Raw genomic sequence first — 13,101 nt, 5'->3', positions numbered from 1 at the left:
GCCCGATGGATAAGCAGCAACCAAGTTTCAAGCGCGAGCTTCTTGCGGCCTTGCCGAGCCTGCGTGCTTTTGCGATTTCGCTGATCGGTCGCCACGATCGCGCCGACGATCTCGTGCAGGACACCATCATGAAGGCGTGGGCCAAGCAGGACCACTTCGAGATGGGCACCAACATGAAGGCGTGGCTCTTCACCATCCTGCGCAACGAGCTCTACAGCCAGATGCGCAAGGCCGGTCGCGAGATACAGGACAGCGATGGCCTGTTCACCGAATCGATGGCGACACATCCCTCGCAATACGGCGCGCTGGATCTCCAGGACTTCAAGAAGGCGCTGGATCAGCTTCCGCCGGATCAGCGCGAAGCGATCATTCTCGTGGGAGCGTCCGGTTTCTCCTACGAGGAGGCAGCGGAGATCTGCGGCTGTGCCGTGGGAACCATCAAGAGCCGCGTTAACCGCGCTCGTCAGCGCCTGCAGGAACTTCTGCAGATTTCAGGCGAAGCGGATTTCGGGCCGGATGCAACGTCATCGCCACTGACCTCGAAGGCGTTTGCCTTCTGAGAGAGATAAAATGGGAGGAAAAAGGCCGGTCGCCCTCAGGGCGCCGGCTTTTTTGTTGGCTTTGATTAGTCTCGGCTTTTGGAGCCCATGAGATTGGAGGCAACGAGCGCAGCAATAATGCCCGCAGTCAGCAGAGGCTGGGCGCGGACAAGACCGATTCCGGCGGCAGCCAGAGATTCAAGCGCCTGACGACGCTCCGCGGCGCGGCGCGCTTCCTGGGCGTTGATAACCATCATCACGATGAAGACGATGATCGCGATCAAAAGGGCGCAGGCTGCAAGAAACAGCGATGCCCCGATCGGTCCATAAATGCCGGCAAGCCATATCGCGCCGGCCACCACTGCGAGCGCATAAGCCGTCAGGACGAAGAGAGCGGCGATGGCAACGAAAATACCGTTGCGCTTGGTTCGCGCAACGGTCCGATTGACGCTCGTGCCTATCAGGAGGCTGAGGATAGGAAACAGCATCGAGCCTCCTAGCGCCGCGCGAGCAGGGCGACGACGAGGCCGAAAACGGCAGCTGCGCCGACCGTCGCAATGGGGTGCTTGCGCACCGTGTTTCGCATTTCCTTCGTGCCGCGAAAGTAACCGTCCTGCAGTTCTCGCAGCAGATCTTCGCTTCGTCCGACGAGCTCGTCATAACCCGCTGCTGCCTGGTAACGGACTTTCTCGCCCTGTCGGCGCGAACTCTTACCAAGGGCCTGCGTCAGCACCGCGATTTCGTCGCGCAGCGATTCAATCTGATCCTCGATTGTCGATTCAATGCTGTGAAGCGTGCCGTTGCCATTGCGCCGGCTGCGGGCGGAGTGCAGGAAAGAAGAAGCCACGGGTTTTCTCCATTGTTACGGCACTATCGTGCTGCCTGATTTAACACCAGATCGCCACGCAAGCTACATCAAGAAAACATGCCCGGCAGTGACCCAAATCAAAGGCTTAACGCCGCCGTTGGACAAAAGTTCCCGCCGGTTGATCAACCCTGAACTGCACTGTGTGCAAGAACGAACGGCGTGCCGTCGTCCGGTACCCGGTTGATCCGGAGCGGACAGCCGAACACCGATTGCATCGTCTCATCGGTCAGCACATCGTGGACGCTTCCGGAGGCGGCTATGGCGCCGGATTTCATCAGGATAATGCGGTCGGCGAAGAGGGCCGTGAGGTTGAGGTCGTGCATGACGGCAATGACGCCGCCGCCATTGTTACAGAAGGTGCGTGCAAGCCGCATGATCGTCAATTGGTGGCTGATGTCGAGGCTCGATACAGGCTCGTCGAGCAGGAGCCAGCATGGCCGACCGTCGACGACCGGCTCAGGGATCTGGCAGAGAACCCTTGCGAGCTGTACGCGTTGCTGTTCGCCGCCCGAAAGCTGCTGGTAGAAACGTCCCTCGTAGCCGCCAAGGTCGACCGCCTCCAGGGCGCGCGCCGCGATTTGTTCCGCCTTGTCGGGATTGCGGTTGAGCCCTGAGGTAAGGCCCATTCGGACAACCTCGCGGACGGTGAACGGGAAGGAGATCGTGCTCGCCTGCGGCAGGACACCGCGCAACGTCGCCAGCTGCCACGGCTGAAGGGATCGGATGTCGTGACCGTTTATACGCGCCATTCCTTCGTAGGTAAGTTCGCCGGACACGGCTTTCATGGTGGTGGTCTTGCCGGATCCGTTGGGCCCGGCAATCGCCGTTAGATGCCCCGGTTCGGCAACGAAGCTCGCACCATGCACGATTGTTTTGCCCGACAGGCGGACGGAGACGCCGGATACTTCAATCATTGCAAGTCACTCAAAGGGCAAGCCGAGCGCGCTGGCGCAGCAGAATCCACAGGAAGAATGGGCCGCCGACAGCCGCGGTGATGATGCCGATCGGCAATTCCGCGGGTGCGACGGCGGTGCGGGCTAGAACGTCCGCGAAGATCAGCAGGGAGCCGCCGAGTAGGGCTGATGCCGGGAGGAGATAGCGGTGGTCGGGCCCGATGACCATGCGCAGAACATGCGGCACGACGATGCCGACAAAGCCGATGCCGCCGCTGACCGCAACCGAAGCGCCCGTGGCGGCGGCAACCGTGACGATCGCGATGTTCTTCAGGCGCTGAACGGAGACGCCCATGTGGAAGGCGGCGGCTTCGCCAAGCGTGATGGCGTTCAGGCCGCGGGCCATGAACGGCATCGCGGCAAAGGACAGGAGGATGATCGGAGCGGCGGCCGCGATCTTGGTCCAGGTCGCGCCGGCCAGCGATCCCATGCCCCAGAACGTCAGGTCTCGCAGCTGCTGGTCGTTGGCCATGTAGATCAGGACGCCGGTCAGTGCCGTGGCGAGCGAGCCGAGCGCGATGCCGGCAAGCAGCATGGTCGCAACGGATGTCTGGCCGTTGCTCGTTGCGATCCGGTAGAGCAGCAGCGTGGTCACCAAACCGCCCGCAAAGGCTGCGACTGGCAGGGCATAGATGCCCATGAGGGTATAGACGGGTGCCGCAAAGGTGCCGCCGAGCACGATCATGACCACCGCGCCGAAGCTGGCGCCCGAGGAAACGCCGACAAGGCCGGGATCCGCAAGCGGATTGCGGAAGAGGCCCTGCATGACAGCGCCGGAAACGGCCAGCGAGCCGCCCACCAGGAAGCCGAGGATGGCACGCGGCATGCGAATGTCGAAAATGATGATCCGGTCGCGCATGTTGAGCGCATCCGCGGAGCCGGTGACGTTGGCGATGACATCCAGAAACGATGCGTCGGATGCGCCTGTCGTCACCGAGAACAGCAGTGACAGCACGGAGCCGATGACGAGGAGGGCGATCACCAGCAGCGCAAGTGGTCCGCGATCGCCGGCCTGATGGCGTTCGCGAAGCGTTGCCGGTGAAAACAATGCGCGTTCTCCTCGCATGGCATCCGGGAGGGCCATATCAGCCCCCGTACATCGCTGCGTTCAACTCTCGCACAGCGCTTGCCGTGCGGGGACCGAAGCCGAGGAGGTGCAGACCGTCCATGCGGATGACCGCCTTGTTTTGAAGGGCAGGCGTCAGTGCGAGCGCCGGCTGCTTCAAGAGTTCCTCGTTCGTGGTCGATGCACCGTCGCCGCGGTTCATCATCAGGATCACGTCGGGCTTGGCCTCGATGATCGCCTCATCGGTCAACGGCTTGTAACCGGGGAAGTCGCCGGCCGCATTGATCGCGCTGGAAAGCTTGATGATGCCGTCCGCAGCCGTTCCCGTGCCAGATGCCATGACCTTGCCGCCCTGCAGGCTGAGGATGAACAGCACCCTCTTGCGATCCTTTTCGGCACGCTTGCCCGCATCGGCGATTGCCGCGTCGAGATCGGCGCTGACGCTCGCTTCGAGCGCCTTGGCCTTGTCGTTCACGCCAAGCAGAGCGCCGACCTTCTCGATCTTCGCCAGGATGCCGTCGCGGGTATAGGCGTTCGGCACGGTTTCGAAGGGAACGCTTGCGCTCTTGAGAACGGTCAGCGCCTCGGGCGGACCAGCGCCCTCGATCGCGATGATTGATGTCGGGCTCAAGGCAAGGATGCCCTCGGGGGAGAGCGCGCGCATGTAACCGACGTCAGGCAGCTTCATGGCTTCCTGAGGGAACATGCTCGTGGTGTCGCGCGCGACGAGGTGCTTTTCTTCCCCAAGTGCGTAGATGATTTCGGTCACGTCGCCGCCGACGGATACGATACGGGTCGTGTCCACCTTGTCTTCGGCGTGGGCTACCGAAGAGCCGAGCAGCAATGCCGCGAGGGGCAGGGCCGCCAGCGCGCGGCCAAGCTTCGTTGCGCAAAAAGGCGCCTGCTTCGTGTGTTTACGCATTCTCACCTCCCTGCCTTACGCGGCTACGCTGGTCGCCTTGGGCAGGCTTTCCATAATTTCGCGCCAGTCGGAGCGCTCGTCGGAGCCTTCCTTGCGCTTGCCGAAGAACTGAATGATCATTTCTCCATTGGCATCGTAGGCTTCCAGCGAGGTGACGTGGCCATCCTTGGTCGGCTTGCGAACGGCCCAGGTCTCGGCGATGTGATCCTGGCGCAGATGCAGATGGAAGGTCGGGTCGAGCACGTTGATCCACGGGCCCATCGGCTGCACGTTGAAGATCGGGCCGGAATGGATCTGCACGATGCCGTCATTGGCAACGAAGCACATGATCGGTAGTCCGGCTTTCACCGAAGCATGCATCATCTCGGCGGTAGCGCTGTTGTCGAGCTTCCAGGCGTAGTCGTCGCCGACGGTCCGCACGGCTGCCTGCCTGCCGATCTTCAGCTTGCGCAGCATGCCGAAAAATTCGTGTGTATCGGTCAACTTGCTCCAGTGATCGCGCAGTTCCTCGCGGCTGACGTCGCCATCTTCGCTGGTTGCTGCTGCGGAGGTGTCGCCCACGAATTCCTGCGACTGATCCTCAAGCTTCAGGTCGCGGACGATGGCATGATAGGCGGCGACGTTCGAATCGGGGCGCAGATGCACCTTGTGAACCGCACCGCCTGCCTTGTCGAAATATTGCAGGCTGAGCCGCTCCTGGTCACCGTCCTTCTTGGAAACGGCAAAGCCGTGGACCCAGCGGCCCGGGAAGATACGCAGATCGATGTTTTCGCCGAGCACGATCGAGGCGTGCGGGCCGGAGTTGATGTTCTCGTAGACGCCGATCTTCTCGTGGACGGCGCTTTCGTTGCGGGAAAGGGCCATGACTTCGCCGAGTTCGGCGACGCGCTCCAGAAGCTTCAGAGCGCTACCGTCAATGCGGGTTACGCTGATGCCGACTTCTGCCGCGACGAGGGCCGCTTCCGAAATCTGAAGCTGAGCTGCGATGTCGCGCTCGCGCATCTTGGGATTTTCGGCGCGGAATGCGCGGATTTCGGCGGGAGTCGGTTTTGCGTTCTCAGTCATGTCTTTACCCCTTACTTGTTCAAAATGAGCTTGCCCTGGCGGGTGATTTTCATGCGGTAGATGGCGCCCTCATGGCGGATCATGATCTCGGAGGCACCGCGGAAAATCTCCGCGCTTTCCAGTATCCGCATTTCAGCCGAGGCTTCGCGCAGCAGCGGCGCATGCTCAAATGTGTCCGGCTTCTCGACCATCATTTCGGTTGATTTATTCCACTCTATCCGGCGGCTAAACGCCCCTGCCGGCTACAATTATGTTGACTCTCATAGTCATCATTTTCTAAAGACGCAATAGCGGAGCTTGATAGTCAAGTTTTAGAAAATTCTGGAGAAGCGCGATGGCGGTCACGAGGTTTGCAACGCTTTTGTTGGGTGGCTTTGTCGCAGCGGCGGCCGTGATTCCGGTCTATGCGCAGGACGCAGCACCGGCGGCGAACCTCGATGTCGAATTGAACGCGCTGACGCCATCGCAGAAGGGTTGCATGATGACCTTCGTGGCGCTCAACAAGCTTCCCGCGCCGATCAACAAGGTCTCCTTCGAGCTGGCCTTCTTCAACGACAAGAATGCGGTCGATCGCATCACGGTTCTCGATTTCAAGGATCTGCCGCAGGGCAAGAAGCGCGTGCGTCAGTTCGATATGCCGAACGTCAAGTGCGAGACCGTCACCCGCGTGTTGATCAACGACACGCCGGTATGCGACGGCCCCGCGGCGGGTGAGTGCATGAAGGGTCTCGTGACCCGTTCCCAGATTTCCGTTCCTTTCGAGGGTTGAGTTTGCGCCGGAGATGATCTCCGACCGGCTCAGTTTCAACTGGTCGAGGCAGGTACAAGATGGTGGTTTCAGCTAGAGCCAAGGCGAGACACGAGCTCGTCGAAGAACCGACGACCGACGGCGGTTTGAACGACAATACGCCCGGCGTGCACCCTGGGCACGAGATGTCTGATCTTCGCGACGCAAAGCGCCAGCCGGCTGCCGAAGCCGTCCTCCACTACACCCGGTTTTCGCTGATCGATTCCTTTCCGCAGGATCCGCGTAGCGCAGCAAGCGGCAAAGCCGACGCGCCTTTGGTCGACGAATGCGCAGAAAAGGCGGCAGCCGACTCGTCCTCCTCCAAGCGGGGTGTCGCTGCCGTCTGCTTCGGGTCCTTTCTTTTTCATGCCCTGCTTGTAACGGCTTTGGCGCTGGGCTTCGTTGCCACGCCCCCGCAGACCCCCATTGAAGAGGCCGGCGAGACGGTCAGCGTCATCATTCTCGGCGATGCCGAGGCCGACCAGACGGCGGAGGGCGAAAAACAGGACGATCCGCAGCCGGAAGAGGTCGTGGCGGAGAGCGTTCAGCCGGAGACCGTGCAGGCTGCGGCAGTGCCGACCGATGCGCCCGTCGAGGCTGAGACCGTCGCTCCGACGCTGGAAGTGACCCGCGTGTCGCCGGAGAATGTCACCGCGGCAGAGCCCGAGATTCTTGTATCGCAATCGCCGGCAGAAACTGCGGTGGTTCAGCCGATGGCGACGGAAGTGCCGGCGGAGATCCCACCGGAGGTATCGCCGGTTGCCCAGGCCACGCCGGACGAAATGACCCCCGTCCAGCCGACCGCGACTGCTGCCATCGAACCCGAGCCGGACGACGTTCCGAAGCCGGATCCCAAGCCTGTGGCTCAAAAGCCGGTCGAAAAACCGAAGCCAGAAAAGAAGCTTCCTCCGAAGGCGAAGGTCGCGGCTGGTTCCAATGGCGAGAACAAGCAGGACACGAAGCGCGGGTCGCTCGCGGGTGACGATGTCGCGGCATCAGACCAGGATTCGCGAAGCGCTGCGGGCCGTTCCGGTGTCGGTAGCGCTGCCGTTGCCAATTATCCTGGCAAGGTTGCATCGCGCATCCGTCGTGCCATCAGGGTGCCGTCGGAATACAAGCGCATGGGCACCTCGATGAGCGTCCGCGTGAAGCTGACGATCAATTCGACGGGCGGTCTAGGCGGTCTTTCCGTATTGCGCAGTTCTGGGTTCCCTGAGCTCGACCAGGCCGTTGTCGATGGCGTGCGCCACGCAGCACCTTTCCCACCCTTGCCGCCGGAATGGGGCAAGTCGTCCTGGACCTTCACCCAGGAGCTCCAGGTGACGGCGGGGCGATAAAATATGATGAAAATAATCAACTTTATACTTTACTATAAAAATCAAGTTTACTAAGGTCCGCCTGCACACGCTGGAATCGTGTGACGATCAACGAGCGAACGGGTGGTAAATGGCTCGCAAGGCGAAGAAGGGTTCGAACCGGGAAATCCGCGTCAGTGCGGATGCACAGGCGGTTCAAGAAGCTTCGGGGCGATCCAAGCTCGATGGACGCAGCTTCCTTTATGTCGGCGGCCGGGATTGCCAGGTCGCGCATCTTCGCCAGATCGCCAGCAATTTCGGGGCCGAACTCATTCATCACGACGGTGGGCTGCGTGAAGCGGTTTCGCGTATCGACACCGTGCTTCCATCCGTCGACTGCGTTTTCTGCCCGATCGACTGTATCAGCCACGATGCCTGCCTGCGCGTGAAGACCGGCTGCAAGAAGTTCGGCAAGGCATTCATTCCGCTCAGGAACGGCAGCAAGTCCAGCCTCGAACGGGCGCTGAACACAATGAACGAACGAGACAATTCCCGATGACTGAAAAGCGCCCTGATGGGTTCATGATGATCGGCCTGCACAAGCTGGCCGCACAGAATGGCGATGGCCTCGTGCCGGAGCTCTATGATCTTCTGGTAAAGCATGCCGAGCGGCGCGAGCACTATGCCAACGTTGCCGAGTTTCCCGTCTGGGACGCGAGAATGCCGGGCCAGCTGCCGGAAAAGCCGCTTGGACTGGAGGCTGCGAACGGCAATAATGTCGTGGCGTTCGCGCCGGCGCGCGCGGGCGGAAAGCGCAAGGCATAGGGATAGTCCAATGTATATCGCGATGAATCGGTTCAAGGTTGCCGCAGGTTCCGAAGCGGATTTCGAAGCGGTCTGGCGCGATCGCGACTCGAGCCTTTCCCAGGTTCCGGGTTTCGTCGAGTTCCGGCTACTGCGCGGCAAGGCCAATGCCGAAGAAAACTACACGCTGTTTTCCTCGCACACGCTTTGGCGCAGCGAAGAGGACTTCCTGAACTGGACGAAGTCCGAGAACTTCCGTGCAGCACATCGGAACGCGGGTGATCGCAAGGCAATGTACCTGGGACCGCCGGTGTTCGAGGGCTTCAATGTCGTGGATGGTATTTGAGGGATGACGGACTGCAACCCTGATCGCATCGAGGTTCTGCCGGTGCTTCCGTCTCTCGATATCGACGAGACGCTGGCCTTTTATCACGGTGAGCTCGGCTTCAGCGAGGTCGTCTATCAGGCCCAGGACTACCTGATCCTGCGGCGCGATGGGATGGAGCTGCATTTCTGGCGGACGGACGATCGTTCGCTTTGCGAAAGGAGCTCAGTCTACCTGCGGGGTGGCGGTATCGGCGCGCTGCATACGGAATATGATGCCAAAGGCGTCAAGAGCCTGACTAGGCTTGAGGTGCGGCCCTGGAACATGGAAGAGTTCTATATCCACGATCCGCACGGCAACCTGCTCCGCTTCGGACGCATCCCGCTCAGCTAGTCCTCACGCCGCTGCGAAAGAAGGCGCCCAGCGCCACTGCCAGCCAGCCGAACATCATTGCAAAGCCACCCGTCGGCGCGGCCATGGGGAACAATCCCGAACCGGCGTAGCGCAGCATGACCAGATCACCCGCAAAGAGCAGGGTGCCGATGCCGATCAGGAGACCGGCGAGCCACGCCGTCCGCAGCTTCTCGGCGCCGATCGCGAGCGCCAGCAGGGCAGGGGCGTGTGCCAGGCACATCGCGGAGGCGGACGCGACAAGATGGGCGTCGCCGCCGCCATGTGCCGCGGCCGCCGCGAGTGCGACGCCGGCAAAGCCGAATAGCCCGGCGAAAGCAAGAAACACCGGCAGGAAGCGCTGGTTGAGGGTCATGGGCGTTTCTATTCCTTGTTCTGCATGTGGAAGGCGAGCCGCTCGATTGGCGGCCAGATGATTTCGCGCAGCTTGGGATTGGCGACGGTTTCATCCAATGCCCGGCGGAAGCACAGCAACCACTCGTCGCGCTCGACAGGGCCGATCTCGGCGACGAAATGACGGCTCCTGAGCCGCGGGTGACCGCGCTTTTCGGTATAGAGGGGCGGGCCGCCGAGATAGCCCGTCAGATACTCGTAGAATTTCTCTTCGCTGCCTTCGAGCGTCGGTGGATGCACCGCACGCACATGCGCCGCCTCCGGCAGCGTGTCCATCAGCTCATAGAAGCGGCGCGACAAAGCCTTCGTTGTCTCCTCGCCGCCGATCGCCTGATACAGTGTAATGACGTCTTCGCTCACAATATTTTCCTTGGCTGGCTCCTTAATGCACGGGCGCGACAGGGATCGCAACTGCGCCGACTGCCGCAGCCTGCTTGCCCCGGCAGCAGAAGCCAACGCGTATTTTCTTGACAAAACCGTCTAGACGGTATCTTTTAGACGGATGTCACTCGCTCATCATCGTCGCAAGCAGCCAGCCGTCGTTCGCCAGCAATTGCTGGAGGTCGCTGCGCGACTGGCGCTAGGGCAGGGAATGTCGGCCGTCACGCTCGATGCGGTGGCTGGCGCCTCCGGCGTGAGCAAAGGCGGGTTGCTGCATCATTTTCCAACCAAGAACGCCCTGCTTGATGCCTTGTTCGAGGATCTACTCGAACGTTTCGATGCCGATCTCGAGGAGCGCATGCGGGAGGATCCGGTGCCGCATGGCCGGTTCACGCGCGCCTATCTCAGGGCAGTTGCCGAACTCAGGGACAGCCCCGGAGAGGCTGCCCACTGGGCACAGGTGACGATCGCGCTTCTTGCCGAGCCGCGGCTCCGCCAGCGTTGGCGTGACTGGGTTCGCGCCCGTTCCGAGGAATATGTCGGCACCGATTCATCGCTCGACGCGCAGATCGTGCGCCTTGCCGCCGATGGGCTGTGGCTGGCCGACATGCTCGAAAGCCACGAGCTTGGACCCGACGAGCGGCAGCGCCTCATGGAACGGCTCGTCGAATTGGCCAGCAAGTAGAACGGCTGGATAACAAGGATCTCCTATCATGGCTTCCACCGCCGTTTACGCGCTGCTGTTCGCCGCGATCGTTCTCGAGGTCATCGGAACGACGGCACTGCAAATGTCCCAGCAGTTCACGCGCGTCGGTCCGACCGTTCTGCTCGTTGCGTGCTATGCCGCGGCGTTCTATTTTCTGTCGCTGACGCTGAGGGTCATCCCGGTCGGGATTGCCTATGCGATCTGGAGTGCGCTTGGCATCGTGCTGATATCGGCGGTCGGGCTTGTCTACTTCAAGCAGCGGCTCGATACGCCCGCACTAATCGGCTTGGGATTGATCATCGCGGGCGTACTCGTCGTCAATCTCTTCTCAAAATCCGTCTCCCATTGATCGTCGCTCCCCGCAAAACCGCGGATGGGCGCGTGAGACATCGCGACATTTGAACTCAGTCGATAGCCGGCGGGCTTGCGAAACAGATCGTCATGTCCATATCCTGACTGACTTTTGAGAGTTTTGCATCGCGTATTGGAACATCGATGACTGACGGCACTGCTGACGCCCCCCTTCCTGACACTTCTGTTTCCAAACCCGAAGGTCAATCCTTCGCCACCAGCGGCATTGCGCCGATGGATCGGCCGAGCCCGGTAACACGGTTTTTCATGGGCATCGTGGCCTGGGCCGAGAAACTGAACTTCAAATACGCCAAGCTCGGCAATCCACCTGTCTATGATAACAGGACTTTCCCTTGGGCCGCCGAGGTCGAGAAGGCGTGGCCGCAGATCCGGGCGGAGCTTGACCGGGTTCTGGTGCGACAGAGCGAATTGCCGACGTTTCAGGAGATCTCCACCGATGTCCGGACGATCTCGACCGACGCGGGCTGGAAAACGTTCTTCCTCGTCGGCTTCGGCGTGAAGTCTGAGCAGAACATTGCCGCTTGCCCGCAGACCTGGCAGGCGGTGCAGAAGATCCCCGGCCTGAAGACGGCGATGTTTTCGATCTTCGAACCGGGCAAGCATCTCCCCGCGCATCGCGGCCCCTATAACGGCGTGTTGCGCCTGCATCTCGGCATGATCGTTCCGGAACCGGCCGACAAGCTTGCCATTCGCGTGAAGGACCAGATCTGCCACTGGCAGGAAGGCAAGGCGCTCATATTCGATGATGCCTACGAGCACGAAGCCTGGAACCACACGGACAAGACGCGGGTGGTGCTGTTCGTCGATTTCGTCAAGCCGTTGAAATTCCCGGCGCGCTTTGTGAACTGGGCGCTCATGAACCTTGCGGTCTTCACGCCGTTCATCCGCGAAGGGCTGGATAACCACAAGGAGTGGGAAAAGAAGTTCTACGCAGAGGCGGAGGCCTTCAGAAACCGGCCACAGACATAGCGAAAGGCCCCGCAATGCGGGGCCCGACCTTTATCAGTTGAGAACCTGAACGACGCGATGCGATCGCGGTTCCACGATGATGTGGCGATCGTTCACCACCGTATAGGCGTATTTCGGATTGTCGGGGATCGGGGTCACAACGACATCTGCGGGAATTGGCTTGCCGACAACGATCGGCTGCTCGACGACGACAGGTGTCGGCGGTGCAGGCTGCGCTTCGACATAGGTGACGACTTCGCGCGGCGGCGGATCGATCGCTGCACCGACGACTGCGCCGGCAACGCCACCCACTGCAGCACCGACAGGACCGCCGACGACCGCGCCGGTAACCGCGCCGCCGGCAGCGCCGGTCAGCGTTCCATCGGCCCACGCATTCGTGGCAAGGGACGACAGCGCCATCGCGCTGGTGACAAGTAGGACCTTGTACATTTGAGTTCTCCTTAGCTCGAGTTTGCGGGGATTTAACGAGCGCGATCACTCGTTGTTCCGCTCGCCAGGAGCTTCGGAGACACGCTTGGTAAGTGCGCGTCGCATTCTGTGATGCTGTCGATTGCGGGGTAGTTCGCGATTGTGCGGCTCGGATCGCCAGGGAAATCGGCGTGCCCTGACAAGGCTCTGACAGCGGCTTGAAAGTTCCTGAGAACCCGTTTTCGCTTGCGTTATTACGTCCGCGTCGGCCAATCGATCCGACGCGTTGGATCAGTTGTTGTTCGCGGCCCTTAGCTTGCGGTCGGGTTTGGTTGCGAGATAGATGACGTAGTTTTCTGCAGCATCAGCCAAGTGAAGAGCGATTTCCTCTTCACGCCATCCCGCCGCTACCGCGCGACGGACAACATCGGTAATCGCCGAGGCGCAAACGTTTTCGCATTCGCGAGACCGTCCCGTATCTGCAGCGGTATATCTTGGAGAGCGGATGTTTGTCATGGCTGAACCTTGCCACAACCGGAGGCCTTTTCAAGGCGATGCTAATAGGTTGGTTAGCCGGTAAGGTTAAACGTAAACAGGATGTTAGGACACGACCACCGAGGTTGTATCAAAATAAAACGGCGGTCGTGCATGCCCCATTTCAGTACTTCCAGCCGTTCTAATATAGAGCAGATATATTAACAGTCTCTCAACAACGCGCTGGGCGTGCTCTTCCGTTCGTCAGCTTGCCTTCGGCGAAGGGGTCGGCTTCGGCGGGGCGACGGGCTTTCCACCTGGATTGTAGCCGCCGCCGATGGCGACGTTGAGGGCGACGAAGTC

At 60.9% G+C, this 13,101-nt stretch carries 20 protein-coding genes; 10 read left to right on the top strand and 10 right to left on the bottom strand.

All coding sequences use genetic code 11. The annotated features are described in order from the left end of the window. Window positions 1–5 precede the first annotated feature (5 nt). Window positions 6–560, top strand: coding sequence for an RNA polymerase sigma factor (locus A6U87_RS10055; RefSeq protein WP_065691129.1), 555 nt, complete (start codon window positions 6–8; stop codon window positions 558–560). 65 nt (window positions 561–625) lie between these two features. On the opposite strand, the gene A6U87_RS10050 is transcribed toward A6U87_RS10055, so the two are convergent. The 7 genes from A6U87_RS10050 to hemP all read right to left on the bottom strand — a co-directional run bounded on the left by A6U87_RS10050 (window position 626) and on the right by hemP (window position 5,607). Continuing rightward, window positions 626–1,027 carry a hypothetical protein gene (locus A6U87_RS10050; RefSeq protein WP_065691128.1) on the bottom strand — a complete coding sequence of 134 codons (402 nt, stop codon included), beginning with the start codon at window positions 1,025–1,027 and terminating at the stop codon, window positions 626–628. Window positions 1,028–1,035: 8 nt separating this feature from the next. Then, on the bottom strand, window positions 1,036–1,386 hold the full coding sequence (locus A6U87_RS10045; RefSeq protein WP_065691127.1) for a YqjD family protein: 351 nt from the start codon (window positions 1,384–1,386) through the stop codon (window positions 1,036–1,038). Window positions 1,387–1,529: 143 nt separating this feature from the next. Beyond that, window positions 1,530–2,321: a heme ABC transporter ATP-binding protein gene (locus tag A6U87_RS10040; RefSeq protein WP_065691126.1), complete on the bottom strand. Its 792-nt coding sequence runs from the start codon at window positions 2,319–2,321 to the stop codon at window positions 1,530–1,532. A 10-nt stretch (window positions 2,322–2,331) separates the two neighbouring features. Continuing rightward, a complete protein-coding gene (locus tag A6U87_RS10035) occupies window positions 2,332–3,444 on the bottom strand; it encodes an iron ABC transporter permease (protein WP_065691125.1) in 1,113 nt (370 codons plus the stop codon). A gap of 1 nt (window position 3,445) precedes the next feature. Beyond that, complete coding sequence (locus tag A6U87_RS10030) at window positions 3,446–4,348, bottom strand: hemin ABC transporter substrate-binding protein (RefSeq protein ID WP_065691124.1); 903 nt, start codon at window positions 4,346–4,348, stop codon at window positions 3,446–3,448. Window positions 4,349–4,363: 15 nt separating this feature from the next. After that, window positions 4,364–5,413 (bottom strand): hemin-degrading factor, encoded by a 1,050-nt coding sequence (locus A6U87_RS10025; protein WP_065691123.1) that lies wholly within the window; start codon window positions 5,411–5,413, stop codon window positions 4,364–4,366. Between the two features lie 11 nt (window positions 5,414–5,424). Continuing rightward, window positions 5,425–5,607 carry a hemin uptake protein HemP gene (hemP, locus tag A6U87_RS10020; protein ID WP_065691122.1) on the bottom strand — a complete coding sequence of 61 codons (183 nt, stop codon included), beginning with the start codon at window positions 5,605–5,607 and terminating at the stop codon, window positions 5,425–5,427. Between the two features lie 140 nt (window positions 5,608–5,747). Here hemP and A6U87_RS10015 point away from each other — a divergent pair, with 140 nt between their 5' ends. From A6U87_RS10015 to A6U87_RS09990, 6 genes are all read left to right on the top strand, one after another. Further along, window positions 5,748–6,182, top strand: a complete 435-nt coding sequence (locus tag A6U87_RS10015) for a hypothetical protein (protein WP_065691121.1) — start codon at window positions 5,748–5,750, stop codon at window positions 6,180–6,182. 59 nt (window positions 6,183–6,241) lie between these two features. Then, window positions 6,242–7,537, top strand: coding sequence for an energy transducer TonB (locus A6U87_RS10010; protein ID WP_065691120.1), 1,296 nt, complete (start codon window positions 6,242–6,244; stop codon window positions 7,535–7,537). Between the two features lie 109 nt (window positions 7,538–7,646). Further along, window positions 7,647–8,054 (top strand): DUF2325 domain-containing protein, encoded by a 408-nt coding sequence (locus A6U87_RS10005; protein ID WP_065691119.1) that lies wholly within the window; start codon window positions 7,647–7,649, stop codon window positions 8,052–8,054. Beyond that, window positions 8,051–8,320 (top strand): hypothetical protein, encoded by a 270-nt coding sequence (locus A6U87_RS10000; protein WP_065691118.1) that lies wholly within the window; start codon window positions 8,051–8,053, stop codon window positions 8,318–8,320. The genes A6U87_RS10005 and A6U87_RS10000 overlap by 4 nt, the downstream gene beginning before the upstream one ends. A 10-nt stretch (window positions 8,321–8,330) precedes the next feature. Further along, window positions 8,331–8,645: an antibiotic biosynthesis monooxygenase gene (locus A6U87_RS09995; protein WP_065691117.1), complete on the top strand. Its 315-nt coding sequence runs from the start codon at window positions 8,331–8,333 to the stop codon at window positions 8,643–8,645. Between the two features lie 3 nt (window positions 8,646–8,648). Continuing rightward, window positions 8,649–9,017, top strand: a complete 369-nt coding sequence (locus A6U87_RS09990; RefSeq protein ID WP_065691116.1) for a VOC family protein — start codon at window positions 8,649–8,651, stop codon at window positions 9,015–9,017. On the opposite strand, the gene A6U87_RS09985 is transcribed toward A6U87_RS09990, so the two are convergent. Continuing rightward, on the bottom strand, window positions 9,010–9,390 hold the full coding sequence (locus tag A6U87_RS09985; protein ID WP_065691115.1) for a DUF423 domain-containing protein: 381 nt from the start codon (window positions 9,388–9,390) through the stop codon (window positions 9,010–9,012). The two genes, A6U87_RS09990 and A6U87_RS09985, sit on opposite strands and share 8 nt — an antisense overlap. An 8-nt stretch (window positions 9,391–9,398) precedes the next feature. Beyond that, a complete protein-coding gene (locus tag A6U87_RS09980; protein WP_065691114.1) occupies window positions 9,399–9,788 on the bottom strand; it encodes a group II truncated hemoglobin in 390 nt (129 codons plus the stop codon). 142 nt (window positions 9,789–9,930) lie between these two features. Here A6U87_RS09980 and A6U87_RS09975 point away from each other — a divergent pair, with 142 nt between their 5' ends. The 3 genes from A6U87_RS09975 to A6U87_RS09965 all read left to right on the top strand — a co-directional run bounded on the left by A6U87_RS09975 (window position 9,931) and on the right by A6U87_RS09965 (window position 11,856). After that, window positions 9,931–10,494: a TetR/AcrR family transcriptional regulator gene (locus A6U87_RS09975; protein ID WP_065691113.1), complete on the top strand. Its 564-nt coding sequence runs from the start codon at window positions 9,931–9,933 to the stop codon at window positions 10,492–10,494. A gap of 28 nt (window positions 10,495–10,522) precedes the next feature. Next, complete coding sequence (locus tag A6U87_RS09970; protein ID WP_065691112.1) at window positions 10,523–10,864, top strand: SMR family transporter; 342 nt, start codon at window positions 10,523–10,525, stop codon at window positions 10,862–10,864. Between the two features lie 146 nt (window positions 10,865–11,010). Beyond that, entirely contained in the window at window positions 11,011–11,856 is an 846-nt protein-coding gene (locus A6U87_RS09965; protein ID WP_083199339.1) for an aspartyl/asparaginyl beta-hydroxylase domain-containing protein, read from the top strand. Window positions 11,857–11,889: 33 nt separating this feature from the next. Here the strand turns inward: A6U87_RS09965 and A6U87_RS09960 are convergent, their stop codons facing one another. After that, window positions 11,890–12,285, bottom strand: a complete 396-nt coding sequence (locus A6U87_RS09960) for a DUF1236 domain-containing protein (RefSeq protein ID WP_065691111.1) — start codon at window positions 12,283–12,285, stop codon at window positions 11,890–11,892. Between the last annotated feature and the right edge of the window lie 816 nt (window positions 12,286–13,101).

Source organism: Rhizobium sp. AC44/96 (genome assembly GCF_001692185.1).
In the GTDB taxonomy this organism is placed as follows: Bacteria; Pseudomonadota; Alphaproteobacteria; order Rhizobiales; family Rhizobiaceae; genus Rhizobium.
This window is presented reverse-complemented; position numbering and strand designations above follow the sequence as displayed.

Bases quoted from the DNA above. Each gene is read 5' to 3' on its own strand.
- A6U87_RS10040 (WP_065691126.1), bottom strand. From the start codon at position 2,321: ATGATTGAAGTATCCGGCGTCTCCGTCCGCCTGTCGGGCAAAACAATC.
- A6U87_RS10010 (WP_065691120.1), top strand. From the start codon at position 6,242: ATGGTGGTTTCAGCTAGAGCCAAGGCGAGACACGAGCTCGTCGAAGAA.
- A6U87_RS09960 (WP_065691111.1), bottom strand. From the start codon at position 12,285: ATGTACAAGGTCCTACTTGTCACCAGCGCGATGGCGCTGTCGTCCCTT.
- A6U87_RS10055 (WP_065691129.1), top strand. From the start codon at position 6: ATGGATAAGCAGCAACCAAGTTTCAAGCGCGAGCTTCTTGCGGCCTTG.
- A6U87_RS09975 (WP_065691113.1), top strand. From the start codon at position 9,931: ATGTCACTCGCTCATCATCGTCGCAAGCAGCCAGCCGTCGTTCGCCAG.
- A6U87_RS10000 (WP_065691118.1), top strand. From the start codon at position 8,051: ATGACTGAAAAGCGCCCTGATGGGTTCATGATGATCGGCCTGCACAAG.
- A6U87_RS10050 (WP_065691128.1), bottom strand. From the start codon at position 1,027: ATGCTGTTTCCTATCCTCAGCCTCCTGATAGGCACGAGCGTCAATCGG.
- A6U87_RS09985 (WP_065691115.1), bottom strand. From the start codon at position 9,390: ATGACCCTCAACCAGCGCTTCCTGCCGGTGTTTCTTGCTTTCGCCGGG.
- hemP (WP_065691122.1), bottom strand. From the start codon at position 5,607: ATGATGGTCGAGAAGCCGGACACATTTGAGCATGCGCCGCTGCTGCGC.
- A6U87_RS10025 (WP_065691123.1), bottom strand. From the start codon at position 5,413: ATGACTGAGAACGCAAAACCGACTCCCGCCGAAATCCGCGCATTCCGC.
- A6U87_RS10035 (WP_065691125.1), bottom strand. From the start codon at position 3,444: ATGGCCCTCCCGGATGCCATGCGAGGAGAACGCGCATTGTTTTCACCG.
- A6U87_RS09965 (WP_083199339.1), top strand. From the start codon at position 11,011: ATGACTGACGGCACTGCTGACGCCCCCCTTCCTGACACTTCTGTTTCC.
- A6U87_RS09995 (WP_065691117.1), top strand. From the start codon at position 8,331: ATGTATATCGCGATGAATCGGTTCAAGGTTGCCGCAGGTTCCGAAGCG.
- A6U87_RS09990 (WP_065691116.1), top strand. From the start codon at position 8,649: ATGACGGACTGCAACCCTGATCGCATCGAGGTTCTGCCGGTGCTTCCG.
- A6U87_RS09970 (WP_065691112.1), top strand. From the start codon at position 10,523: ATGGCTTCCACCGCCGTTTACGCGCTGCTGTTCGCCGCGATCGTTCTC.
- A6U87_RS10005 (WP_065691119.1), top strand. From the start codon at position 7,647: ATGGCTCGCAAGGCGAAGAAGGGTTCGAACCGGGAAATCCGCGTCAGT.
- A6U87_RS10030 (WP_065691124.1), bottom strand. From the start codon at position 4,348: ATGCGTAAACACACGAAGCAGGCGCCTTTTTGCGCAACGAAGCTTGGC.
- A6U87_RS10015 (WP_065691121.1), top strand. From the start codon at position 5,748: ATGGCGGTCACGAGGTTTGCAACGCTTTTGTTGGGTGGCTTTGTCGCA.